The organism is Streptomyces incarnatus, assembly GCF_001027185.1.
GTDB classification, from domain to species: Bacteria; Actinomycetota; Actinomycetes; order Streptomycetales; family Streptomycetaceae; genus Streptomyces; species Streptomyces puniciscabiei.
Genome location: NZ_CP011497.1, coordinates 7550571 through 7572821, shown reverse-complemented (window position 1 = coordinate 7572821; position 22251 = coordinate 7550571). Strand labels below are relative to the sequence as shown.

Sequence of the window (22251 nt, the reverse complement as noted above, 5' to 3'; positions counted from 1 at the left end):
AGGCCGAGATGGCCGAGAAGGACGAGAGAGGCAAGGAAGAGCCAGGAAGGCGGGCGCGCGGAGGGCGACGACGCGCATCCGGCTCAGGCCGGGGTGAGCCCCGCGCGGTCGAACCGCGACTGGGTGTACGAGAGCATGCCGAGGAAGTCGTCCGCGCGGAGCCGCCACCGGCCCGGCGGCGCCACGGGCCGGATCGGCATGGCGCCCACGGACAGCCACCGCAGGCGGCCGTCGCCGTCGACGAAGCTGCGCGAGCGCTGGGCGTTGTCCGCGTGCAGGCAGTACGGCACGTCGAGGTGACCGCGGGCGAACGCGACGGTGAGCGCCCGACCCGTGTCGGGGTGCAGGTCCAGCACCGCCTCCACCAGGGCCCGGGCCTCCTCGTACACCCCGTCACCGCCGGCCGGGGTGTCCGGCGCCGGCGTGGTGTCCGCGGCCGTCCGGGCCGCCTCCCGCAGCGCGCGGACGTTCTCCTCGACCGTGGGGATGCGGTGCGCCTCGGCGGGTGTCTTGACGATCAGCCGCTCCACTCCGGTCGCGGCGGCCAGCCGGGCGCTGTGCCGCAGCAGGGCCAGCGCACCGGCCTCGGTGCGTGGGAAGACGCCCATGTAGGTGTAGAGGACGATGTGCCAGGAGGCCTGCCGCAGCGTCTCGCCGGCCAGCCGGCGCAGCGCCGAGATCGCCTCCACGTCCTGGCCGAAGTCGGTCTGCTGGGCGTAGCTGAGGGAGATGTCGCGCAGTCCATGCTGCTCGAAGAACAGCCCCTCCAGCACGCTCATGGCCACCAGCAGCCCCGGCGGGCACAGTTGGCCGAGCAGGCAGCCGCCGAAGCTCTCCAGGTGGGCGGTCGGCGAGCGGGCGGCCAGCAGTTCGCAGCAGCGTGCCCAGGCGTCCACCGACTGGCGCAGCGGGGTACGGCCGTAGGGCAGGCAGTACGAGACCGGTCCGCCCTCGGTGGCGTCCAGCCCGGAGTCCAGCAGGACCCGGAAGATGTCCAGCGGCAGCGCGGAACCGTGCCGGATCTGGACCGCGAACGGCCGCGACCCCCCGAGGCCCGCGGTCAGTTCCCTGGTCCTGGCGGCACCCTGGGCGACGAGGGGATAGCCGTTGAGGTTCTCGCCACGCACGAGCGCGCGGCGCGCGGAGTCGTGGTCACCGACGCGGGTGTAGCTGTCCAGGGTGACCGTGCCGACCGTGCGCGCGGGCACGTCACGCACCGCCTCCAGGCCCCGCCGCATGGCCGCCACGGTGGGAAACCCCATGCGCGGCTGGACCACCAGCTCGCCCGCGACCCGCGCGGCGGCGACGGTGGCGCCGAACGGCGACGGTCCGGGTCCACGGGGCGGGCCGTCCGCAGCGGGGCCGCTCATACGGCCGCCACCGCCAGGGCATGCGGCCCGGACGGTGCCACGGCGGTCGGCCTGCCCTGTGCCGGCGCGGGGGCCCGGCGCAGGTACGCGCGGAACTCCTCGATCGCGGCGTCGCCTTCGAACACGGCGGTGAAGCCCGCCGCCCGCAGCGCCGGGCCGTGTGCGCCGCCGGCCGCGCCGTCGGTGCCGAGCTTGCCCCCGATGACGACGGGGAGTTGCACGAGGTCCGGCTCCCGCCGCAGCCGGGTGATCAGGCGGCGGCCGTCGAGGAAGCCGTGGCCGTTGACGCTGCTGATCACCACCAGGTCGGGACGGTGGCCGCGGCACTCGCGCAGCACCAGGTCGTCCGGCACGCAGGCGCCGAGGTTGTGGACCTCGTGGCCCCACTCCTCCAGCAGCAGCTGGAGATGGACGAGATTCCAGGTGTGGGAATCGGACGAGACGCTGGAGAGGATTATGCGGCGCCCGTATGGAGGAAGGACGAATTCTCGGTCGGATATGACCGCAGAAGAAGGCATGGAGGTTCTCTCCTGTGCAGGGAAGGTGGGCTCGGTGCGGGGTGCTCAGCGAGAATAAGCACCGCACCCCCACCGGTCGCTCCTTCAGCAACCTGCAATGCAGCTACATGAGAGTTGTCCGCACTGGATACCGGACTGTTCGCCGCCCCAGAATCGAGGTGAACCGATCGAAGAGGGAGCTTCGGCTGATGAGTTCGATACGAGCCAATCGTGAAGTGAAGCCGTTCGAGGTGGACGAGAACGGCATGCGTCCGGTGGAGGTCCACTGTCATGGATTCGGGGACGTGGACTTCTCCGACTTCACCCGTGTGGATCTGAGCCGGCTCGACGAGTGGTGCGCGACCGAGGGCGTGCTGGCGCTGCCCACGATGTATCTGCACCGCGACCGTCTGGCCGAGTTCGAGGCCTTCATGCGCCGTTACGCCGAGATGCGGAAGGACGGGCTGCTGCCGCACGTGCCGGGGGTGGCGCTCGAGGGCCCTCTCCTGTCGCACCGGGGCGGCACCCCGACCTCGACCGTCTGGGCGCCGAGCCGGCAGGAGTGGGAGCGGCTGGCCGCCCTCGGACAGCACGGCCTGGTGTACACGGTGCTGTCCCCGGACGCGTACTCCCCGGAGTCCGTGCTCCAGGACGACCCCAACCTGCGTACCAGCGACTTCTCCTGGATCGTGCCGACCCTGCTGGCCCAGGGCGTGCGCCCGGCGCTCGGCCACTTCACGCGGGACAACCCGCAGCGCAGCGCCGACAACGTCGACGCCATCGTGGAGATCGCCTACCAGTCGGAGTGGAGCGGCACCGGCGTGCGGGTGACCACGGACCACCTGTTCAACGACATGCCGCTGAACATCCGGCACGCCTTCAGGACCGAGCGGGCCCGCCGCGAACGCGACCGCGTCATCGAGTCGTACGAGCTGCCCAACTGGACGCTCGACAACATCAGCGAGATCGCCGGTCCCGTGCCCGGCGCCATCATCAAGCAGGCCGTCAACTGCCGTATCTCGGCGTGCATCAACTTCGACGGCGAGCATGTCGACCTGGCGCTGGCGACCCGTGCCGTGCAGCTGATGGGGCCCCGCAACGCCATGATCATGACCGACCGGTGCGACTCGGCGCGCCTCGGCGGCCGGCCGCTGCACCACACCGGTGACAACGGCCTGTGGTACGAGGAGAACGGCGTCGTCGCGGCCGGATCGCAGCCGCTGGCCCTGCACATCGCGAACGCCAAGGCCCACGGGTTGTCCGACGCGGACATCCGGCACCTCACCACTCGCACCGCGCACCGCACCTTCGGCATCCCCGTGGCCGCCGAAGCGGTCGCCACGGCCGCCTGACGGGCGCCGGGCCCCTCGATCGACGCGGCCGGTCCACCCCCGCTCCGGCCGCGTCACCCCGGCACTCCGGGACGAAAGACCTCGCCGCAGCACGGTGAAAGAACGTCGGCGGCTGCTGAGGAAACACCGCGGAACACATGGTTCTTGCCACTGCCAGAAGAACGGGACGGGAATGTGTTTGATCACGCCGCCGACGCGATGAAACAGCCGGACATCATCCGACTGGACAGCGACCTTTATGTGCTGCGTTTCGAGATGATGAAACTCTACTCGGCCCTGGAAGCCGTGCGGCATCTGCTGGTGACCGGCGTCGTGAAACCCGGTGACACCCTGATGGACAGCTCCAGCGGCACCTATGGCTATTCCCTTGCGATGGCCTGCCACAAATACGGCATGAAGTGCCGGATCGTCTGCTCCACCAAGGTCGACGAAAAACTCCGCCGCCAGCTGGAGATGCTGGGCGCGCGCATCGAGCGGGTGACGATTCCGCCGGGCCCGCTGGTCGACAAGATGGACCAGGCGGCCCGCATGGAACGCGTCGCCCACATCCTGGACACCGAGCAGAACGTCCACTGGATGCAGCAGTACCACGACGCGGTGCACTACCTCGGCTACCGGGAAGTCGCCCAGATGCTGCACAAGGAGTTCGGCGGCGAGCCGTTCACCCTGGTGGGCGGGGTCGGCTCGGGCGCCTCCACCGGCGGGCTGACCAGCTGCCTGCGCGAACTCGGCGACGACGTGGAACTCGTCGGCGTGGAGCCCTTCGAGAGCGTCACCTTCGGCAGCGAGCCGGTCGAGGACCCGGTGGCCTCGATATCGGGCATCGGCAGCCCCATCCGCATGCGCAACGTACGCCACGAACTCTACGACCGGGTGCACTGGATCGACTTCGACAGCGCGGTGACCGCCACCCTCGACCTGTTCCGCCGGCACGCCCTGTACGCCGGCATGTCCGCGGGCTGCGCCTACCTCGCGGCCCGCTGGGAAGCGGCCCGCGTCCCCGGGCGGCCCTGTGTCTTCGTCGCCGCCGACACCGGACACCGCTACGCCGACAACGTGTACGCCCGCCCCGACGGTCCCACCGGCGTCGAGGACCTGGCGCCCCGGCACATCGACACCCAGGACGACCTCGCCCTGCCGTGGTCCGTCATGGACTGGGGGCGCCGGTCCTACCAGCCCCGTGCCAAGGAGAACGCGCGGTGAACCCGCCCACGGGAGGCAATCTCATCGCACTGGAGTGGCTGCAGTTCGGCCTCGGCCGTCTGCTGAGCGCCGCCGCCGACGAGGACCTGACCGTCCATCTCCTGACCGGACACCGCCCGGAGTACCTGCACGAGCTGGCGAGCGCCGACCGCAGTCGGCTGGTCGTGCACGACGTGAACACCTTCGACGTGAGCGAGGTCGTCCACACCGTCCGGCGGATCGGTGACGTCGCCGGGCTGGTGAGCACCACCGACACCTGGAGCCTGGTGGCACTCGCCGCCCTCCGGGAACTCGGACTCGGCGGACAGGACCCGGACTCCGTGCGCCTCGTCCGCGACAAGGCCCGGCTGCGCCGCCGCCTGTACGAGCACGGGCTCTCCCGCGCCGACGGCCGGCCCGTGGCCGACACCGACGACGCCGACGCCGTGGCCGCCCGCACCGGCCTGCCCCTCATCGTCAAGGACAGCGCGGGGACGGGCAGCCAGCACGTCTGGCTGGCCCGTACCACCGACGAGCTCCGCGACGTCCTGGACCTGGCCAGGAACTCCGCCTTGCGCGGCCGGCCGACCGCGGAACCCTACTTCCTGGGGCCGCTGTACAGCATGGAGACCCTGACCTGGGAGGGCAGCACCCGCCTGCTCGCCGTCAGCAGCCGCGTCCTGTCCCCGCCCCCGCTGTTCCGGGAGGAGGCACTCGCGCTCCCGGTCGCGCTGCCCGGCTGCATGGCGGAGGAGGCCGGACGCTGGATCGAACGGGTGCTCAAGGCGGTCGGCTACACCGAGGGCTTCGCGCACACCGAGTTCATCCTCACCGACCACGGCTTCGAGGTCGTCGAGATCAACCCGCGGCTCGGCGGCGGCCTGGTCGGCGAGGGGCTGTGCAAGGCGCTGGGTGTCAACGTGTACGCCGCGTTCGTCGACCTCGCGCTGCGCCGGCGCCCCGCCCTCATGGACGAGCCCCTCGCCCCGCTGTGCGGTGCGGCGCACGCCCGGCTCTACGCGCCGCGCACGGGCGTCTTCCGCGGCATCGAGGGCGCTCAGCTGCTCGCGGGCCATCCCGGCAGCCCCGCCGTCCGCCCCGCGATGCCGGACGGCACCGAGGTGACCACGGTGGCCGACCAGGACGGCTGCGTCGCCGTGGTGTCCGCCACCGGGGCCACCTCGGAACTCGCCCTGCAGAACGTAGTGTCCGCCGCCGGCGAACTGAGCGTGCGGATGGAAGGAGACCGCCGTGCCTGAGCACAGGCCCCACCTGCTCGTCCTCAGCGGCTGGGCCGGAGTGGTCGAGACAGCCCTCTCGCTCGGCTTCGACGTCAGCTTCATCGGCAACACGGCCGACTTCACCCCCCGCGAGCTGGAGGTCCTCGACCGTTGCCGGTTCGTGCGACCGCTCCCCGCCGAGCAGGTCGTCGCCTGTCTTCAGGCCGCCCGCGCCCTGCACGGCGAGCATCCGCTCGACGCGGCCGTCTCCTTCGGCGAGTTCGGCCTGGAGAGCTGCGCCGTCATCGCCGACGCCCTCGGCATCAAGGGGCTGCCCCTCGCCTCGGTGGCCGCCACCCGCTACAAGGACCGGATGCGCGCCATCCTGGCCGACCATCCCGAACTCGGCCTCGGCTGGGCCCGCGTCGCCAGCGCCGAGGACCTGGCGAAGTTCCACGCGCGCCACGGCCTGCCGCTCATTCTCAAGCCCGTCGCCGGTTCGGGCAGCGTGGGAGTCCGCCAGATCACCACCCCCGAGGAACTGCGCGGCGCCCTGGACGACGCCCGGCTCTGGATCGGCGAACCCCATCTGGCAGAGGAGTTCATCGAGGGGGACGAGCTCTACAGCGTGGAGACGGTGACCCTGAACGGCCGGCACGCCGTCGCCGGGATCTCCCTGTGCCGTCTCGCCCCGCATCCCAACCCGGCCGTCACCGAGATCAGTGTGCCGCCCCCAGCGCCGTACGACCGGCACATCCCGCGCATCACCACCTCGGTGCAGGCCTTCCTCGACGCCATCGGGCACACCTGGGGCCTCACCCACACCGAGGTCAAGGTCGCCCGGGACGGCCGACCGGTGATCATCGAGTCGCAGACCCGCATCGGCGGATACCGCATCTTCCGCATGGTCGAGCACGCCGGCGGCGTCGACGAGATCGCCACCGTGCTGCGCAGCCTGCTGCCCGGCGGCGAGAGCGTGAGCTCCCCGCATCTGCCGCCCACCGACGCGGTGGGCATGGTGGTCTCACTGATCCCGCCCGCCAAGCGCGTGCTGCGCACCGCCGACCCCGAACTGCTGCGCGCGGTCGTGGGTGTCGAGGACTTCGAAATCGGCATCCGTCCGGGCGAGATTCCGCTGCCCGTCGCCGCGAACACCAGGCGCCCGGGGCTGATCTGGCTGAAGGTGCCGGATCACGCGGCGGGCGAGCGCACCAAACGGGAGATCGCCCGCACCTACTGGGTGGAGTTCGAGGACGGCGATGTCTGGCACCCGTCGTTCTGAACTGCGGGCCGGTCTGGCCGGTCTGCCCCCGAGTCTCCGCTTCCTCCTGGCCACCTCGTTCGTCATGCCGCTCGGCAGCTTCATGGTGCTGCCCTTCCTGGCGATCCTGCTGCACGAGCGGCTGGGCATGGCGATGGGCACGGTCGGTGTGCTGCTCGGGACGACGTCCTTCCTGCAGTTCGCCGGCTGCCTCGGCGGCGGGCTGATGGCGGAGCGGATCGGGCTGAAGCCGGCCATGGTGACCGGACTCGTCGTCCGCACCACCGGATTCGGTCTGTTCATGCTGGGGCTGTCCACCCCCGGGCCGGCCGTCGCCGCGGTGCTGCTCGCCGCGGCCGGCGACGCCCTGTACTCCCCGGCCAACAAGGCCTTCCTCGTCCGGGAGGTGCCCGAGGAGCACCGCTCGGTGCTGCTCTCGCTGAACAACTCGGCGCTGAGCAGCGGAATGGCCCTGGGCACGCTGGTCTCCGGACTGCTGATCGTCCGCGTGCCGCTGCTGGTGTTCTCGGTCGTCACGGTCCTGTTCGCCGCGCTGACCCTGCTGCACGCGGTCCTGCTGCCGCGCGGCGGCTCGGTGCGCCCGGCGGACGGCGGCAGCGGCGCGGACTGGGTCAGGGCGTTCCTCACTCCGCCGGCCTTCGTGGCCGCGATCAGCGCCTATCTGTACTGGTTCTTCCAGAACTACCTCGGCGTCTTCGTCACCGCCTCCCACCCGGCGGTGGTCTACAGCCTCGCCCTCGTCGTCAACAGTGTGCTCGTCATCGTCGGACAGCCCCTGGCCGCCCGCTGGATCGGCCGGGTGCGCTACTCCACGGCCACGCTGGTGGCCTTTCCCGCCTTCACCCTCGGGTTGCTGGCCTTCGCCCGCGCCGGTGTCCCCTTCGTCCTCCTCGGCACGGTCCTCGTGAGCGTGGGCGAGGCGGTGATCTTCCTCAAGAACGAGCTGGAGGCGCTCCGGGCCGTTCCCGGGCGGCCCGCGCTGGCCGTCGGAAGCCAGCGGATGGCGCTCGGCCTCGGCTCGTTCACCAGCGGCATCGTCGGAGGGCGGCTCTACGCGCTCGCCCAGTCCGGCGGTGACACCGCGCACTTCTGGGTCTACGTCGCACCGCAGGCCCTGCTCGTCGCCGCCCTCGTGCTGCCGGCGTCCCGCGTCGTACGCGCCCGCCGGGCGGCCACCGGTGCGGCACGTTCGGCCCCCGAGCAGACCACCGGCGGCCCCGGGACCCGGACGGCGAACACGGTCCCCGCCCCAGCGGGGGACGACGACCCCACCGACGCGCGCCTCGCCTCCGAGGCCCCTCACGGAAGCGGGTGAGCAACCCCGTGGAGCAGCTCCTGGAATCCGGCCGGCCCGGCCCGGCCACGGCCGGGCTGCCGGTGGCCCGGCTGCGCTGGGCGATCAGTCTCTTCTTCGCCCTCGACGGCTTCGTGTTCGCCGGCTGGGTCGTCCGCATCCCCGCGATCAAGGAACAGATCGACGCCTCACCGGGCGTGCTCGGGCTGGCCCTCCTGGGCGTGTCGGTGGGTTCGGTGACCACCATGCTGCTGGCCGGCCGGCTGTGCCGGCGGTACGGCAACCACCCCGTCACCGTCGTCACGGCGGCCCTGCTGTCGCTGTCGGTCGCACTGCCCCCGCTGACCCACGACGCCGTCCAACTGGGCCTCGTCCTGCTGCTGTTCGGCGCGGCCTACGGCGGCCTCAACGTCGCCTTCAACGCGGCGGCCGTGGATCTGGCCGAGGCGATCGGACGTCCCATCCTCCCCTCCTTCCACGCGGCGTTCAGCGCGGGCGGGCTGGCCGGCGCCGGGCTGGGCGGTCTGCTCGCCCCCCACCTCAGCCCGCAGCGGCACCTGCTTCTGCTGACGGTCATCGGGCTTCTGGTCACCGCCTTCGCCGGCCGGGTCCTGCTCAGCGCCCCCGTGCCCCGCCGCCCGGACTCCCCCGCCGCGGAACGCGCCGAGGGCACCGGGACCCCCGGCGGCAGCGGCACCGACCGGCTGCGGCTGTTCATCGTGGTCTACGGGCTGATCACCCTGTGCACGGCCTACGGCGAGGGCGCGCTCGCCGACTGGGGCGCGCTGCACCTGTCCGCGGACCTGCACACCGGACCGGGCGTGGCGGCGGCCGGTTACGCCGTCTTCGCGCTGACGATGACGGTGTCCCGGGCGTCGGGCACCTGGCTCCTGGAACGGCTCGGGGACACGGTCGTCCTGGTGGCCGGAGGCCTGCTCGCCGCTGTGGGCATGCTGACCGGAGCCCTCGCACCGCAGACGTGGCTGGTCTTCCTCGGCTACGCCCTGACCGGAACGGGCCTGGCCAACGTCTTCCCCGTCGCCGTCGGCAACGCCGGTGCGTCCGGGGGCTCCCAGGGGGTCGCCGTGGCGTCCACTCTCGGCTACACCGGCATCCTGATCGGCCCGCCGTCCATCGGCTTCCTGAGCGAGGCGTTCGGGCTGCCGGCGGCCATGACCACCATCGCGGCGCTCGCCGCGCTGGCCGCTCTGCTCGGGCGCCTGGTGCACCGGGGCCGGTCCCGCCCCCTCGACACGCCCGCCTGACCCGCGACACCCGACGCCGAAACCCGCGACCGCGACTCCCCCCCCCCCCCCCCCCCCGCACCACCCACGAAGGAGCCCCATGGCCGTCAAAGGATGCATGTTCGACTTCTCCAGCACGCTCTTCCACCTGGAGGACGCCGAGAGCTGGCTCCGGGCCGTGGCCGAGGAAGCCGGCCGTGCCCTGGAGGAGCATGAACTACGGCGATGGGCCGGGCACTTGGCGGACTTCGGGGCGGTGCCGGGCGGCCCCGCTCCGCGGGACGCCGGCCCCGAGCTGATGGCCCTGTGGCGCGAACGGGACCTGGACGCCGTACGGCACCGGGCGGCGTACACCGGGCTGCTGCGCGCCGCGGGACTGCCCTGGCCCGAGTTGATCGACGCGCTCTACGCACGCCATATGACCCCGCCCGCCTGGCAGCCCTACCCGGACACCGAGGAGGTGCTGCGGACGCTGCGGGAGCACGGTGTGCGCGTGGCGGTGGTCAGCAACATCGGCTACGACCTGCGGCCCGTCTTCCGCCACCACGGGCTGGACGGCCTCGTCGACGCGTTCGTGCTGTCGTACGAGCACGGTGTGCAGAAGCCCGACGCGCGCCTGTTCACCCTCGCCTGCGAGCGCCTGGGACTCGCGGGGCCCGATGTGGCGATGGTCGGCGACGACCGGGTGGCCGACGCCGGCGCGGCCGCCCTCGGCTCACCGGTGTACTTCGTCGACCCGCTGCCCGTCGACCGGCGGCCCGATGCCCTGCGGGGACTGCTCGACCGCCTGCTGTGAGCCCCGTCCCCGGACGCACCCGACAACCACCCACGGATGGAGAACGAGCACCATGCCCCTCACCCCCGGCGACAGCGCGCCCCGTATCACCCTGGTGGGCGCCACCGGCGCCGTCGGCACCACTCTGATCCGGCTCATCGAGGAGCGCGGGTTCCGCTACCGGGACGTGCGCCTCGTCGCCTCCGCGCGTTCGGCGGGCCGTGAGCTGACCGTCGACGGCCGCACCCACCGCGTCGAGGCCCTCGACACCTTCGACTTCTCCACCACCGACGTCGCCTTCTTCTCGGCCGGCGGTGCCGTGAGCCGGAAGTGGGTGCCCTCGGCGGTCGCCCAGGGCGCACTGGTCATCGACAACACGAACGCCTTCCGCATGGACGCCGGCACCCCGCTGGTCGTCCCCCAGGTCAACGCGGCGGAACTCGACGTCCGCCCGGCCGGTGGCATCATCGCCAACCCCAACTGCTCCACCATCCCGCTCGTCCGGCTGCTGCGGCCCGTCGAGGAGCGCTGGGGCATCCGGCACGCCGTGGTGAGCACCTACCAGGCCGCCTCCGGGCGTGGCCACTCGGGCCTCGCCGAGCTCGCCGAGGCCAGCAGCATCACTCTGGAGGACCCGGCGGCCACTCCGCCCGCCACCGCCTTCTCCCCCGCCCTCGCCTTCGACGTCATCCCCTTCATCGACGAACTCCTCGACACCGGCTTCACGTTGGAGGAGCAGAAGATGCTCCAGGAGTCGCGCAAGATCCTCGGGCTCCCGCATCTCGACGTGACCGCCACCTGCGTCCGTGTGCCGGTGATGAACGGCCACTCGGAGGCGGCCTGGATCGAGTGCGACGACGTGGTCGACCGCGCGGAACTGATCCGACTGCTCGCCGCCGAACCCGAGGTCACCGTCCACGACCAGGACACCCCGGGCGCGTTCCCCACGCCGCGCACCGCCGGGAATCCGGATCATGTGCACGTCGGGCGGGTCCGGGTCAGCCCGCGCAATCCGCGCGGCTTCTGGCTGTGGCTCGTGGCGGACAACCTGCGCATCGGAGCCGCCCTCAACGCGCTGCAGATCGCCGAGGCGCTCGTGGAGCGGGGTGTGCTGTGACGGCCTCCGCCACGCCCGCGGTCACCCACCCGCCCGCGGTCCTCAAGTTCGGCGGTTCCAGCTTCGCCACACCCGCCGCGTACGGCGAGCTGGCGTACTCCCTGTCCGCCCGGCTCGATGCCGGAGGGCGGCGGCTGGCCGTCGTCGTCAGTGCCATGCCCGGGGAGACCGAGCGGCTGCGGGAACGGCTGCACACCGTCGATCCCCACCCCACGGGCGACCGGGTGGCCGGGCTGCTCACCCTGGCGGACACCGTCAGCGCCCACCTCCTGGCCGCGGCGCTGCACCGCCTCGGCCGGTCGGCCACCGTGCTGGCCGGGCAGCGTACGGGGTTCACGACCGAGGGCCCCTTCATGTGGGCCCGGCTGAGCCGGACCGACCCCGGACCGCTGCGCCGCGCCCTGGACGAGCACGAGGTGGTCGTCGTCCCCGGCGGCCAGGCCGTCGACGCCGAGGGCCGCCCCACCTGGCTGGGCAAGAACAGCTCGGACCTGTCCGCGGTGGCCGTGGCCGTCGCCGTGGGCGCCGGCGCCTGCGAGATCCACTCCGACGTCGAGGGCATCCACAGCTGCGACCCCCACCAGGTCTCCGGCACCCGTCTGCTGGACCAGGTCTCCTACGCCGACGCCACCGCCATGTCGCGGCACGGTGCGAAGGTGCTGCACCACCGTGCCGTACGTCTCGCCGAACGGCACGGTGTCTCCATCGTCTGCCGGCACAACACCCCGCCGTTCACCGAGGGCACCGTCATCGGCCCCGGCGCCGCCACCGCCGACGCCGTGGTGCTGAACCTGCGCTCCGTCGTCGTCGCCCATCCCGACGGCGCGACCGCCGACCGGGCGCACCGGGCGTTCCGCGCCGAGGGCGTGGACGCGATCCGGCTGGGTGACGCCCCGTGCGTCGCCGTGATCGGCGGCTATGTGGACCCGGTGGAGGTCCAGCGCCGGCACGGTGTGGCCCCCGGTCGCGTCGTCGGCATACCCGTGACCGAGATCCGGGACGGACTGGCCACCGTCCACGTCGCCGCCGGCGAAGCCGAGGCGGTGCGCCTGGCACGGGAGTTGCACGCCGGCCTCCCCGCCCGTCCCGCCCCATCCCGTTTCCACCCGCACGCCGAAGGAGTACGCGCATGAGCGTCCACGCGCATGCCCCCGCCGCTCCGGACACCCTCGCCGAGATCGAGGTGCCGGATCACGTCCGCGACACCCTCGCGGCGCACCTGGTCAAGGAGCCCGAGCCGTCCCGCGACATCGACTGGGCGATGACCCGCTACCTGCAGATCTTCGCGCGTATGCCCACCGAACTGCTGCAGCGCGTACTGGACTTCGGCAGGCACCCGGACACCCCGGGCGTCGGCTACGTCCGCAACCTCCCCGTGGATCCGCGGCTGCCCGACACCCCGCGCGACGGCGGACCGAGCCCGGACAAGGCCACCTTCGTCGCCGAGGGTGTCCTGCTGGGGCTGAGCGGACTGCTGGGCGAGCCGGTCGGGTTCGCCACCGAGAAGAGCGGGCAGCTGGTGCACGACGTCGTCCCCGTCGCGAGCGGCGCCCGCACACAGACGAACCAGGGGTCGGTGGTCTTCCTCAACTTCCACAACGACATCGTCCACGACCCGTCCGGCCGCTACGACCTCGCCAGCCCGGACTTCCTCGTCCTGAGCTGCCTGCGCGCCGACCAGGAGGGGGTGGCGGGGACGTACTACGCCGACGCCCGCGACATCTGCCGCGTCCTCGACGAGGCGACGCTGCGGACGCTGCGCAGCCCCCTGTTCCGGATGAACGCGCCCGGCAGCTACGTCCGCGACGTCGCGCAGGGCGCCGAGGTGCTGTCCGACCCGGTCCCGATGATCAGCGGACCCGAGGCCTGTCCCGAGGTGTCCGCGGCCGCCAACGGAGTGCGGCCGCTGGACGACGCGGCGCAGTCGGCCCTCGACCGTCTCCAGGCCGCCTGCCGGGCGGTCGCCCACCATGTGCTCCTGCGGCCCGGTGAGGCGCTCTTGATCAACAACCGCAAGGGACTGCACGCGCGTTCGCCGTTCACGGCGCACTACGACGGACGCGACCGCTGGCTGCAGCGGACGTATGTGCGCCGCAACCAGTGGGACATCCGCCACCGCGCCGTCCCCGGATCCCGCCGCCTGCACTGAGTGAATGCCATGACCAACATCGCTGTGATCAACTACGGCCCACGGCTGGACTATCCCGCCATGTTCCCCGAAGTGGCCGACCGCCTCCATGTGTTCAGCCACCACGAGCTGGCCGGCACCGAGGGACTCGGCGGATACGAACACGTGCCGGAGTGCGAAGCCGTGCCCTACCCGGAACTGATGATCCGCCGGATGGCCCGGCACCGGCCGTTCACCCACATCATCACGGACAACGAGTACGACCTGGAACGGGTCGCACGGATGCGGGAGGACCTCGGCATCCCCGGTCAGTCCTCGGCCAGCGCACTGTCCTTCCGCGACAAGGTGGTCATGAAGCAGGTCGCGCGGCGTACCGTCCCGACGGCCCGGTTCGCCCGCCTCGCCGCGTTCACCGACCTGACGGACTTCATCGCGGAGCGCGGGTTCCCGGTCGTCGTCAAACCCGTCAAGCAGGGCGGGTCGCGCGACATCACCGTCCTGCACCACGACGACGAACTGGTCGCCTTCAGCCGCAGGCCCTGGCGGGAGGACCTGATGGTGGAGGAGTTCGTCAAGGGCCCGATGTACCACGTGGACGCCGTCCTCGCCCCCGGCTACCGCTTCGTGGCCTCCTCCCGTTATCTGCGCAGCTGCCTGGGCGTCTTCTCGGGGGACAACAACGGCTCCGTCCAGCTGCGGCCCGACGACCCGTTCGCCCGGCGGCTGGAGAACTTCCTCGACCGCGTGCTGGAGGCCTTCGACACTCCCGAGGCGGGCGCCTACCACCTGGAGGTCTTCCACACACCCGAGGACGAGCTGGTGATGTGCGAGATCGCCTCCCGCGTGGGCGGGGACCGCATTCCCGCCCTCACCCGGGCCACCTACGGCGTGGACCTGCACACCGCTTCCCTGCGCCTGTCCTGCCAACTGCCCTGCGAGCCGCCCCCCGCCGACCCGCCGGCCGAGGTGCACGGCTCGGTCTCCATCCTGCCGCAGGGCCGTCCGGTACGGCTGCCGGACAGGCCGCCGTTCCCGTGGGTGCGGCACTACGAGGTGAACGAACAGATCGCACCCGACGCGGTCACGCTCTACAGCGCTTCGCACCTGTGCTTCGTCATCGTGAGCGGCGTCGACGCCGCCGAGGTGGAGCGACGGCTGCTCCAGGCCGAGGCCTGGCTCATGGAGCGCATCGAGGAACTGCCGACCGCCTGAACCGCACAACGAGGTGACACCATGCCCTACAGGATTCTGGTCCTGGTCTCGGAAGCGTACAAATTCAAGCTCGACAACCACTCCATCATCCCCAGCGCCCTCTACCGAGAGGGCCACGAGGTGCACATCGGGGACATCGACACGCTGGGCGTCCACGACTCCGTCGTCGTGTGCGACCGTATGCGGGTGTCCGAGGAGTTCGTCGCCGGCGGCGAGTTCCCCAAGCTCAGCGAGTCCAGTGCCTCGGCCGAGGACTTCGACCTGGTCTGGGTGCTCGCCGGCACGCATCCCGAGGCGACCACCGACTACTTCCAGCTGTTGTGGCTGCTCAACCGCAAGGTGCCGTTCGTCAACGACGCGACCGCCCTGTTCTACCTCAACGCCAAGAGCAACCTCGGCGCGGTGGTGCCCGCGGAGAACCTGCCCGCCTCGTACGTCTCGAACGACTACGAGTTCCTGAACGCCCTCGTGGAGTCCGACCCCGGCCGCTCCTGGGTCACCAAGCCGACCAACGGCGGCTGCGGGCAGAACGTCTACGTCGTCAACGACCAGGACCGCAACCGCTCGGCGCTGCTGGCCGCCGCGACCGGCAACGCGACGTCCCGGTACGTCAGTTACGGACGCGACATCATCGGCATGGCCAAGCGGTACACCGCGGTGCAGGAGTACATCCCGAACGTGCGCAGCAACGAGAAGCGCGTGATCCTCGCCGGCGATGTTCCCGTGACCGGATTCCTGCGTTTCCACCGCGACAACGACCACCGCGCCAACGCCACCGTCGGCGCCCGCTTCGAGCGCCTCACCCTCACCCCGGACGAGGAGGTGTTCCTGCGCCGCCTCGGCAAGCGGCTGATGGACCACGGCATCTTCTATGTGGGTGTCGACCTCGCCTATCCCTATGTGATCGAGCTCAACATGGAGAATCCCGGCGGGCTGAACTACCACCGGCGGGCCACGGGCGAGGACAAGTCCTCCGAGGCGGTGCGCGCGGTCCTCAGCGCGCTGCGCACGGCGGGCAAGCTGTCTCAAGATCGTCGGTAGCCGGACGCGCGGCACGTGGGCCCTTCTACGATCGGCTTCCTGCGTGCTCCCGGAACAGAAAGCTGAACCCCTCTGATGGATGAGCGAGTTGTCATCGTGACCGGCGCCGGTTCCGGCATCGGCGAGGCCACCGCCCGATTGCTGCGCGAACAAGGGCACCACGTGGTGGTCTCCGGGCGCCGGGTGGAACCGCTGCGGCGGCTGGAGCAGGAGACCGGCGCCCTGGCGTATCCGTCCGACGCGGGCGACCCCGACGCCGCCGAGGGCCTTGTCCGTACGGCGCTCGACGCCCATGGGCGACTGGACGGTGTCGTGCTCAACGCGGGCATCGGACGCGGCGGCACCGTCGGGGACCTGTCGCCGGCCGACTGGGACGAGGTGATGCGCACCAACGTCACCGGTCCGATGCTGCTCCTGCGTGCGGCGATCCCGCATCTGCTCCAGGCGCGCGGAGCGGTCGTGGCGGTGGCGTCGGTCTCCGCCCTGCGCAACGGCGCGAGCAACGCCCCGTACGCCGTGTCCAAGGCCGCCCTGCTGTCGCTGTGCCGTTCCGTGGCCGTCGACTACGGGCGCGCGGGAGTGCGCGCCAACGTCGTGTGCCCCAGCTGGGTGAGGACCGAGATGGCCGATCGGCGCATGGCGCGTTTCGCCCGGGAGGCGGGCCCGGGGGACGGCGGTGTGGAGTCCGCCTACGCGGAGGCGACCAGGCTGCTGCCCATGGGCCGGCCGGGCGAACCGCGGGAAGTCGCCGAGACGATCGGCTGGTTGATCTCCCCGGCGGCGTCGTATGTCAACGGTGCGGTGCTCACGGTCGACGGCGGGGCGACGGCCCTGGATCCCGGGACCCTCGCGTTCGACTTCCACATCGCACCACGCGCCGGCGCGGACCTGTGACACCGGCGGGGTCATGCCTGCCTTGATGGGTCCGATTCAGCATGAAGCGGCCCCGGTTCGGGGCCGCCGGGACCGCCGGAGCCGGTCGGGGCCGGGAGGGTGCCAGTCGTGGAAGGCCACATCCGGGCGATCGCCAGGAGGGTCGCCGGGCTGCCGCGATCGACGCCGGGCAGCGGAATCGGGGTGGACGGCGGCGCGCCGGCGAGCTTGGCGCGCCGGGCCTGATCCAGCGCGCCCGCCAGTGCCGCCGTCGCGAGCCGTTCCCCGCGCAGCCCCGCCTGCCGCGCCCGCCGGTGCGCTCGGTCGTGGGCGTCCGGCCGGACGTACTGCTGCAGGTCCAGGAGCGCGTCGTACGTCTCGATGGTCTGGCGGTGTGCCTGCAGGGCGTACGGAGAACGCGGGCGCAGCACCTCGTGGACGCGGGTCCGCTGCGGCGGGGCGAGGGCGACGTGCGGTACCGCGGCCACGAGGTCCCGCCACAGTGGCCACAGCTGCCAGGTGGTCCGCAGGGCCGTCAGCGACCGGGCGAAGGCGGTGGCGGTGGGGACGAGCAGTGAGGCCGCGCGGAGGAAGCCGTGGAGGCTCATGACCAGCGACAACCAGGGGAGCATGCCGTCGATGCGGACGTGGAGGTGGATCAGATAACCGCACCAGAAGGCGATCGCCAGGAGGCTTCCGAGCGCGAACAGCCGCAGTGACCAGACGAGATCGCGGTCGTCGGTACGTGTGCTGTAGCGCCGGCAGACGACCACCGCGACGGCGTCACCGGCCAGGTGGGCGACGCCGAGGACCCACCAGTAGAGGGACGACGGATCGGCGGGCCCCTGGGGCGTCGTCCGCGAGACCGTCCGATCGGCTCCCAGCAGGTACAGGGCGAGCAGCGAGCCCATGGCCGCCGCCAGTCCCGCCGTCACGGCGATGTGCGCGCGACGGGCCCGCGTGGAGTCGACGATGAACAGCAGGACCAGTCCGGCGCTCAGGACGCCGATCAGATTGCGGACCAGCGAGACCGTCCGGCAGGTGCCGCCGACCTCCGTCAGCCACGTGACCACCTTGGGCTGGAACAGGGTGATGGCGACGGTGGCGGCGAGGACCGTGAGCCAGAGTCCGCGCTGGGAGGGCACGCGCAGCGCGGGTCCCGCCCGCAGGGCGAGGGCGAGCCACAGGGTGAGGACGCCGCACACTCCGACGTGGGCCGCGAGCTCACTCACCGCCGTCGGTCCTCACTCCCAGGTAGGCGCCGAGCCGTCCCAGTGCGCCGGCCGGGCGACCGGTCTTCCCGGCGCTCTGTATCAGGCTGGCGATCATCTCGGCTTCCCGTTCCTCGGTGGTGCTGTAACCGGTGCGGGCCATGAGGCGTTGGACGAGCCGGGGCTGGAGACCGTCGAGGAGCCGGCCGGTCAGGGCGTCGGCCCTGACCGTGACCCCACGGTGGTGGTCGCACAGCACATGTCCGATCTCGTGCAGGATGATGTGCTCGCGGTGCACAGGGGCCGTCCGGCCCTCGTAGAACACGTAGTCGGCGTCGTCGGTGCCCAGCCACAGCCCGCACACCCCGGTCGAGGCCGCCTGCTCGGGCAGCTCCTTCAGAATGAGCGGTCGGCCTCGCAGTTCCTCCACCCGCTTGCGGATCGCGTCGAGGGAAAGGGACCGCGGCACGCCGAGATCGCTCAGGATTGCCCTGCATCGGCGCTGTAACTCGACGTATTCGCCGGTTCTCCTCACGTACTGTCCTGCCTTTTGTACTCGCCGAATTCCGGGGGGAACTGCGAGCCGCGGTGGAGGGGAACAGTTTCTCCCGAAGCTGATCAGTCGCCCGCCGCTCCGAACAAGGCCGAGCCGGCGCCGCCCGCTCGCCCTCGACTCAAAACGTATCCCAGTTCGTCGCGAGGCCGGCTCGTCGAGCGCGTGATCAGGCCAAGCCGCGGTGGTCGGGGCGACCGACCCACTGACGCCCTGTCATCCACCTGGCTCCGACCGGTTCCTGACGCGGCGACGCGGTGCGAACCGGCCGCCGGTACACCGCCCCTCGAACCGTTGAAAGCCCGGATCCGCCGTGCGAAAAGAAAGTGCGCGTGTTCGAGCCGGTGAGGTAGGTTCCTGCCTGTTCGAAGGGGGAGCCGAAGTGGCGAGACTGAACCAGATCATCGCTGTCGAGAAGGGTGTCAAGAGCAAGTCGCTCCAGGACATCACCGCGGCGCACCACAAGGTGCAGAAGCCGGCGCTGCTGGCCGGTATCTCGCGCACGTACCAGCCGAAGGACGAGGAGGGCGAGCAGCTGCCGCCCGAGTCCACGCGGGTACAGGTGCAGGCCGAGGACGTGCTGCGGGAGATGTCCGCGTCGCTCACCCGGCTCTTCGACGTGACCGCCACCAAGGACTGGGCGAACTGCGCGGCCCGCGCGGACGTCACGGTCGACGGCCGGACGATCGTCGCCGACGTCCCGGTCAGTTATCTCCTCTTCCTGGAGAAGCAGCTCACCGACCTGCACACGTTCGTCAGGAAGCTCCCCACCCTCGATGCCGCCGAATCCTGGTCCCACGACCCGTCCACGGACTGGTGGAAGACGGACCCGGTACGCACGATCCGCACGAAGAAGGTCCCCCGCAACCATGTCAAGGCGGAGGCCACCGACAAGCACCCGGCGCAGGTCGAGGTGTACTACGAGGACGTGCCCATCGGGTACTGGACGACCGTGAAGTTCTCCGGAGCACTTCCCGCGCGGCGGGTGAACGAGCTGGTGGAGCGGGTCGAGAAGCTCCAGCAGGCGGTGAAGTTCGCCCGCGAGGAGGCCAACGGCGCCGAGGTCACCGACCAGCGGGTCGGCGACGCGGTGTTCGGCTACCTGCTCGGCTGACGCCGGCCACGGGTAGCATCCACGATCGCCCCCGCGTGCGAGCGCGGGGGTGCGCAACAGGCGCGGGCCGGATTGAGGCCTGGTCCGCGTGATGAGCGCAAGCTGACACTGAAGTTCAGCCTGAAGACACGGTGACAGTGAAGGTTCGAGTCCTTCCCCCGGCACAGCACCTGCGACGAGCCGGGGTAGCCCAACTGGCAGAGGCAGCCGCGGTCAATCTCAGACTCTCGCTCCAGTCTCAGCATCGCCGCCGATCGCCGGATCGACCGAGGCCGGACGAACGCCGTCGGATGCGAGTTCGACTCTCGCCTGCACCTCTCTCCTGGTGCGGTAGTTCAAAGGAAGAACACGACGGCATGATGACTGATCCGACCTCTTAAACGCCGCCGGCGTGCGCAATTGGGTGGCATCCCCAGGGGCCCGGGAGCTGGATACGACTCCCGGGCTCCGCCACGTCCACCGGGCTTGTGGGGACCGCGGGGTACTCGAAGGCGGCACACCGCGGGTTACTCGGAGGCGGCGGAGGCCAGGCCGTCCGGCCATGCCTGGTGGCCGTTGAGCATGGGTGCGGGCGCTCGTCGGCCAGTGCCGCGGCCGGCCGCCCGATCCGGTCTGCTGGTTCAGGCCTGGCCGTCTACCGCGCCGGCGCCTTCACCGCCGCCGCCCCGGCGCTGAGGCCGGCCCCACCCGTGACCGCCCCGGATCCGCGTCCTGAAGCAGCAGACCGGCCGCGACCTGTTCACCGGCTACCCCGCGGCGTCGAACCCGTCCCCCTCGCCCACGAACTCGCCGACGTCGGGGTCGGCTCGGCGATGACGGTCGGCGCCCAACTGGCCCTGGGCTCCCTGCTGCACGCGCGGCCCGACCGTGACGACGCGCGCTCCACGGACCTGGTCGTCCGCGGACCGCTGCGGCACTTCGGTCTGTCCGCCGACGAGGCCGAGCGGATCTGCTCGCTCGGCCTGCCCGACCTGGTCTCGTCGACGCCGCCGTCCTGTGACCGCCTCGGGACCGACGCTCCCGGACCGTCCGGTGACGGCTCAGTGTTCCACCGTGCAGCAACCGCCCCCGTCGGCGGTGTCTGAGACGGCGTCGAGGCGGCAGAAGCAGGACGCCTCGACCGGCACGTCCGCCATCGCGGCGGCGATCTTCAACTGCTGGGCCACGATCTGCGCCTCTCCCGCCTTGCCCAGCCGGACCAGGCACTCGTGCAGCCCGTGCAGGGCCCAGACATTGCCGGGGTGCTGCACGGCGCGGGGAAGGGTGTCGTCGAGTCCCAGGTCGGCGCGGTAGACCGCCTCGGCCTCCGCGACGCGCCCCTGTTCCAGGAGCAGGGCGCCGTGGGCGTGCCGGGTGGGCTGCATCCATCCCCACGGCTCGTCGTAGGGGAGGTTGTCGTCCAGGTCGATCGACCGCTCCAGCGCGGCGAAGGCGGCGTCGTGATCGCCCTTGCGGTAGGCGAGTTCACCGTCGAGCATCGCCGACGCGATCGCCAGGATGTCGGCGCAGGTGTTGTTGAACAGCATGCGGGTCTCCGGGACCCTCGCGGCCGCCTCGCCGAACAGCCGGCGTTCGGCCTCGGCCTCGGCGATCCGGCCGGTGGCCGAGAACGCGATGCCCCGGGCGTAGTGCAGCATCGCCGTGCTCACGCTGTAGAGCTCCGGGTCGGCGGGCAGGGGCAGCCCGAGGATGTCGCTCCAGCGGCCGAAGCGGATGAGCACATGGACCCGCATGGCGAGGAAGCCCTCCAGCCAGTCGGCCATGGGCGGACTCCGCACGCGCAGCAGTTCCTCGGGGATGGACGCCTCCAACCGGGCCGCGGCCTCCAGGGCGGTCCGGAACCGGCCGAGGAACATCGCGCCGTAGATCTTGAAGTGGTGGTTGTGCGACCGGTACAGCGTGTAGAAGTTCATCGCCCCGGCCCGCGCGTGGAACTTCTCGTCCGCGACGATCGCGTCGTGGTTGTCCGACACCACGCGCCGGTAGTCGCCGCAGAGCACCTCGATGTGGGACGGCATGTGCTGCAGGTGGCCGGCGTCGGGCGCCAGGCCGCGCAGCCGGTCGGCGACGGGCAGTGCGGCCTCGGGCGTCGGGGACATCTCCATCAGGTGGATGTACATGTGCAGCACGCCGAGGTGCCCCGCCCCGGCATCGGTCGCCAGCGCCCGGTCCAGGACGGCCTTGGCCTCGAGCGTGCGGGCGCCTTCGGCCGGTCCGCAGGTCCGCAGGTTCCACAGCCGCCAGGGCGTGAGGTTCATCAGCGCGTCGGCGTACAGGGCGGCGATGTCGGGGTCGTCCGGGGCGATTTCGTGGACGGCGCGCATGCTGTCGGCGTACGGCGCGTTCCACACGGAACAGTCGTCGACCACCTCCGCCTGCGGGTAGCGGGCACGCAACGCGCCGATCAGGGCTCGTTCGACGGGCGTGGCGCCGGCTGCCGCCTTCTCGTGGGCGAGTTCCACGGCGGCATGGGTGCGCGCGACGGTGCGCGCGAGGTCCTGCTCGTCGAAGAACTCCCACGGCTTGTTGTAGTTGGGGCCGAGTGCGTACGCGATGCCCCAGTGGGCCATGGCGCAGCCGGGGTCGGCCGCCGCGGCGGCTTCGAAGCAGGAGACGGCTTCCTCGTGGTTGAAGGCGTACGTCCAGATCAGACCGCGGTCGAACCAGAGTTGCGCCTCGGGCGAGGACGTCGTCACGGGGCGGCTGTAGGTGCCGAGATCGTAATAGTCCATGCATCGTCCCTGACCGTCCGACCGCCGAGGCGCCGGGAACCGACCGCACTGCTG

20 protein-coding genes are annotated in these 22251 nt (G+C 71.5%); 15 read left to right on the top strand and 5 right to left on the bottom strand.

Going from position 1 to position 22251, the window contains the following annotated elements:
- Window positions 1–83: 83 nt before the first annotated feature.
- Window positions 84–1370 (bottom strand): methylaspartate mutase, encoded by a 1287-nt coding sequence (locus ABB07_RS34410; RefSeq protein ID WP_208902375.1) that lies wholly within the window; start codon window positions 1368–1370, stop codon window positions 84–86.
- The gene (locus ABB07_RS34405) at window positions 1367–1888 is read right to left on the bottom strand and encodes a cobalamin B12-binding domain-containing protein (RefSeq protein ID WP_208902374.1); all 522 of its coding nucleotides are present in this window, start codon (window positions 1886–1888) and stop codon (window positions 1367–1369) included. The genes ABB07_RS34410 and ABB07_RS34405 overlap by 4 nt, the downstream gene beginning before the upstream one ends.
- Window positions 1889–2076: 188 nt before the next feature.
- Here ABB07_RS34405 and ABB07_RS34400 point away from each other — a divergent pair, with 188 nt between their 5' ends.
- From ABB07_RS34400 to ABB07_RS34340, 13 genes are all read left to right on the top strand, one after another.
- Entirely contained in the window at window positions 2077–3219 is a 1143-nt protein-coding gene (locus ABB07_RS34400; RefSeq protein WP_208902373.1) for a hypothetical protein, read from the top strand.
- Window positions 3220–3393: 174 nt separating this feature from the next.
- Window positions 3394–4422 carry a pyridoxal-phosphate dependent enzyme gene (locus ABB07_RS34395; protein ID WP_208902372.1) on the top strand — a complete coding sequence of 343 codons (1029 nt, stop codon included), beginning with the start codon at window positions 3394–3396 and terminating at the stop codon, window positions 4420–4422.
- On the top strand, window positions 4419–5660 hold the full coding sequence (locus ABB07_RS34390; RefSeq protein WP_208902371.1) for an ATP-grasp domain-containing protein: 1242 nt from the start codon (window positions 4419–4421) through the stop codon (window positions 5658–5660). The genes ABB07_RS34395 and ABB07_RS34390 overlap by 4 nt, the downstream gene beginning before the upstream one ends.
- The gene (locus tag ABB07_RS34385) at window positions 5653–6903 is read left to right on the top strand and encodes an ATP-grasp domain-containing protein (protein WP_208902370.1); all 1251 of its coding nucleotides are present in this window, start codon (window positions 5653–5655) and stop codon (window positions 6901–6903) included. The genes ABB07_RS34390 and ABB07_RS34385 overlap by 8 nt, the downstream gene beginning before the upstream one ends.
- Window positions 6881–8218 (top strand): MFS transporter, encoded by a 1338-nt coding sequence (locus ABB07_RS34380; protein ID WP_208902369.1) that lies wholly within the window; start codon window positions 6881–6883, stop codon window positions 8216–8218. Before ABB07_RS34385 ends, ABB07_RS34380 begins: the two co-directional genes overlap by 23 nt.
- On the top strand, window positions 8215–9462 hold the full coding sequence (locus tag ABB07_RS34375) for an MFS transporter (RefSeq protein ID WP_208902368.1): 1248 nt from the start codon (window positions 8215–8217) through the stop codon (window positions 9460–9462). The genes ABB07_RS34380 and ABB07_RS34375 overlap by 4 nt, the downstream gene beginning before the upstream one ends.
- 79 nt (window positions 9463–9541) lie before the next feature.
- Window positions 9542–10237 (top strand): HAD family hydrolase, encoded by a 696-nt coding sequence (locus tag ABB07_RS34370; protein ID WP_208902367.1) that lies wholly within the window; start codon window positions 9542–9544, stop codon window positions 10235–10237.
- Window positions 10238–10289: 52 nt separating this feature from the next.
- Complete coding sequence (locus ABB07_RS34365; protein ID WP_208902366.1) at window positions 10290–11333, top strand: aspartate-semialdehyde dehydrogenase; 1044 nt, start codon at window positions 10290–10292, stop codon at window positions 11331–11333.
- Entirely contained in the window at window positions 11330–12466 is a 1137-nt protein-coding gene (locus ABB07_RS34360) for an amino acid kinase family protein (protein WP_208902365.1), read from the top strand. The genes ABB07_RS34365 and ABB07_RS34360 overlap by 4 nt, the downstream gene beginning before the upstream one ends.
- Window positions 12463–13482, top strand: coding sequence for a TauD/TfdA family dioxygenase (locus tag ABB07_RS34355; protein WP_208902364.1), 1020 nt, complete (start codon window positions 12463–12465; stop codon window positions 13480–13482). Before ABB07_RS34360 ends, ABB07_RS34355 begins: the two co-directional genes overlap by 4 nt.
- Before the next feature lie 9 nt (window positions 13483–13491).
- Complete coding sequence (locus ABB07_RS34350) at window positions 13492–14673, top strand: ATP-grasp domain-containing protein (RefSeq protein WP_208902363.1); 1182 nt, start codon at window positions 13492–13494, stop codon at window positions 14671–14673.
- Window positions 14674–14694: 21 nt separating this feature from the next.
- The gene (locus ABB07_RS34345; RefSeq protein ID WP_208902362.1) at window positions 14695–15714 is read left to right on the top strand and encodes an ATP-grasp domain-containing protein; all 1020 of its coding nucleotides are present in this window, start codon (window positions 14695–14697) and stop codon (window positions 15712–15714) included.
- 72 nt (window positions 15715–15786) lie between these two features.
- Window positions 15787–16608, top strand: coding sequence for an SDR family NAD(P)-dependent oxidoreductase (locus ABB07_RS34340; RefSeq protein ID WP_208903735.1), 822 nt, complete (start codon window positions 15787–15789; stop codon window positions 16606–16608).
- Window positions 16609–16619: 11 nt separating this feature from the next.
- Here ABB07_RS34340 and ABB07_RS34335 read toward each other — a convergent pair whose 3' ends face one another.
- Entirely contained in the window at window positions 16620–17819 is a 1200-nt protein-coding gene (locus tag ABB07_RS34335) for an MAB_1171c family putative transporter (RefSeq protein ID WP_208902361.1), read from the bottom strand.
- Window positions 17812–18267: a regulator component gene (locus tag ABB07_RS34330; protein ID WP_244189606.1), complete on the bottom strand. Its 456-nt coding sequence runs from the start codon at window positions 18265–18267 to the stop codon at window positions 17812–17814. Before ABB07_RS34330 ends, ABB07_RS34335 begins: the two co-directional genes overlap by 8 nt.
- Before the next feature lie 466 nt (window positions 18268–18733).
- Between ABB07_RS34330 and ABB07_RS34325 the strand changes: the two genes are divergently transcribed.
- Together ABB07_RS34325 and ABB07_RS41145 are read left to right on the top strand one after the other, a co-directional pair.
- Entirely contained in the window at window positions 18734–19465 is a 732-nt protein-coding gene (locus tag ABB07_RS34325; RefSeq protein ID WP_208902359.1) for a DUF7873 family protein, read from the top strand.
- Between the two features lie 689 nt (window positions 19466–20154).
- Window positions 20155–20550, top strand: coding sequence for a hypothetical protein (locus tag ABB07_RS41145; RefSeq protein ID WP_244189605.1), 396 nt, complete (start codon window positions 20155–20157; stop codon window positions 20548–20550).
- Here ABB07_RS41145 and ABB07_RS34315 read toward each other — a convergent pair.
- Window positions 20506–22197: a tetratricopeptide repeat protein gene (locus tag ABB07_RS34315; protein ID WP_208902358.1), complete on the bottom strand. Its 1692-nt coding sequence runs from the start codon at window positions 22195–22197 to the stop codon at window positions 20506–20508. The genes ABB07_RS41145 and ABB07_RS34315 overlap by 45 nt on opposite strands.
- Window positions 22198–22251: the final 54 nt, after the last annotated feature.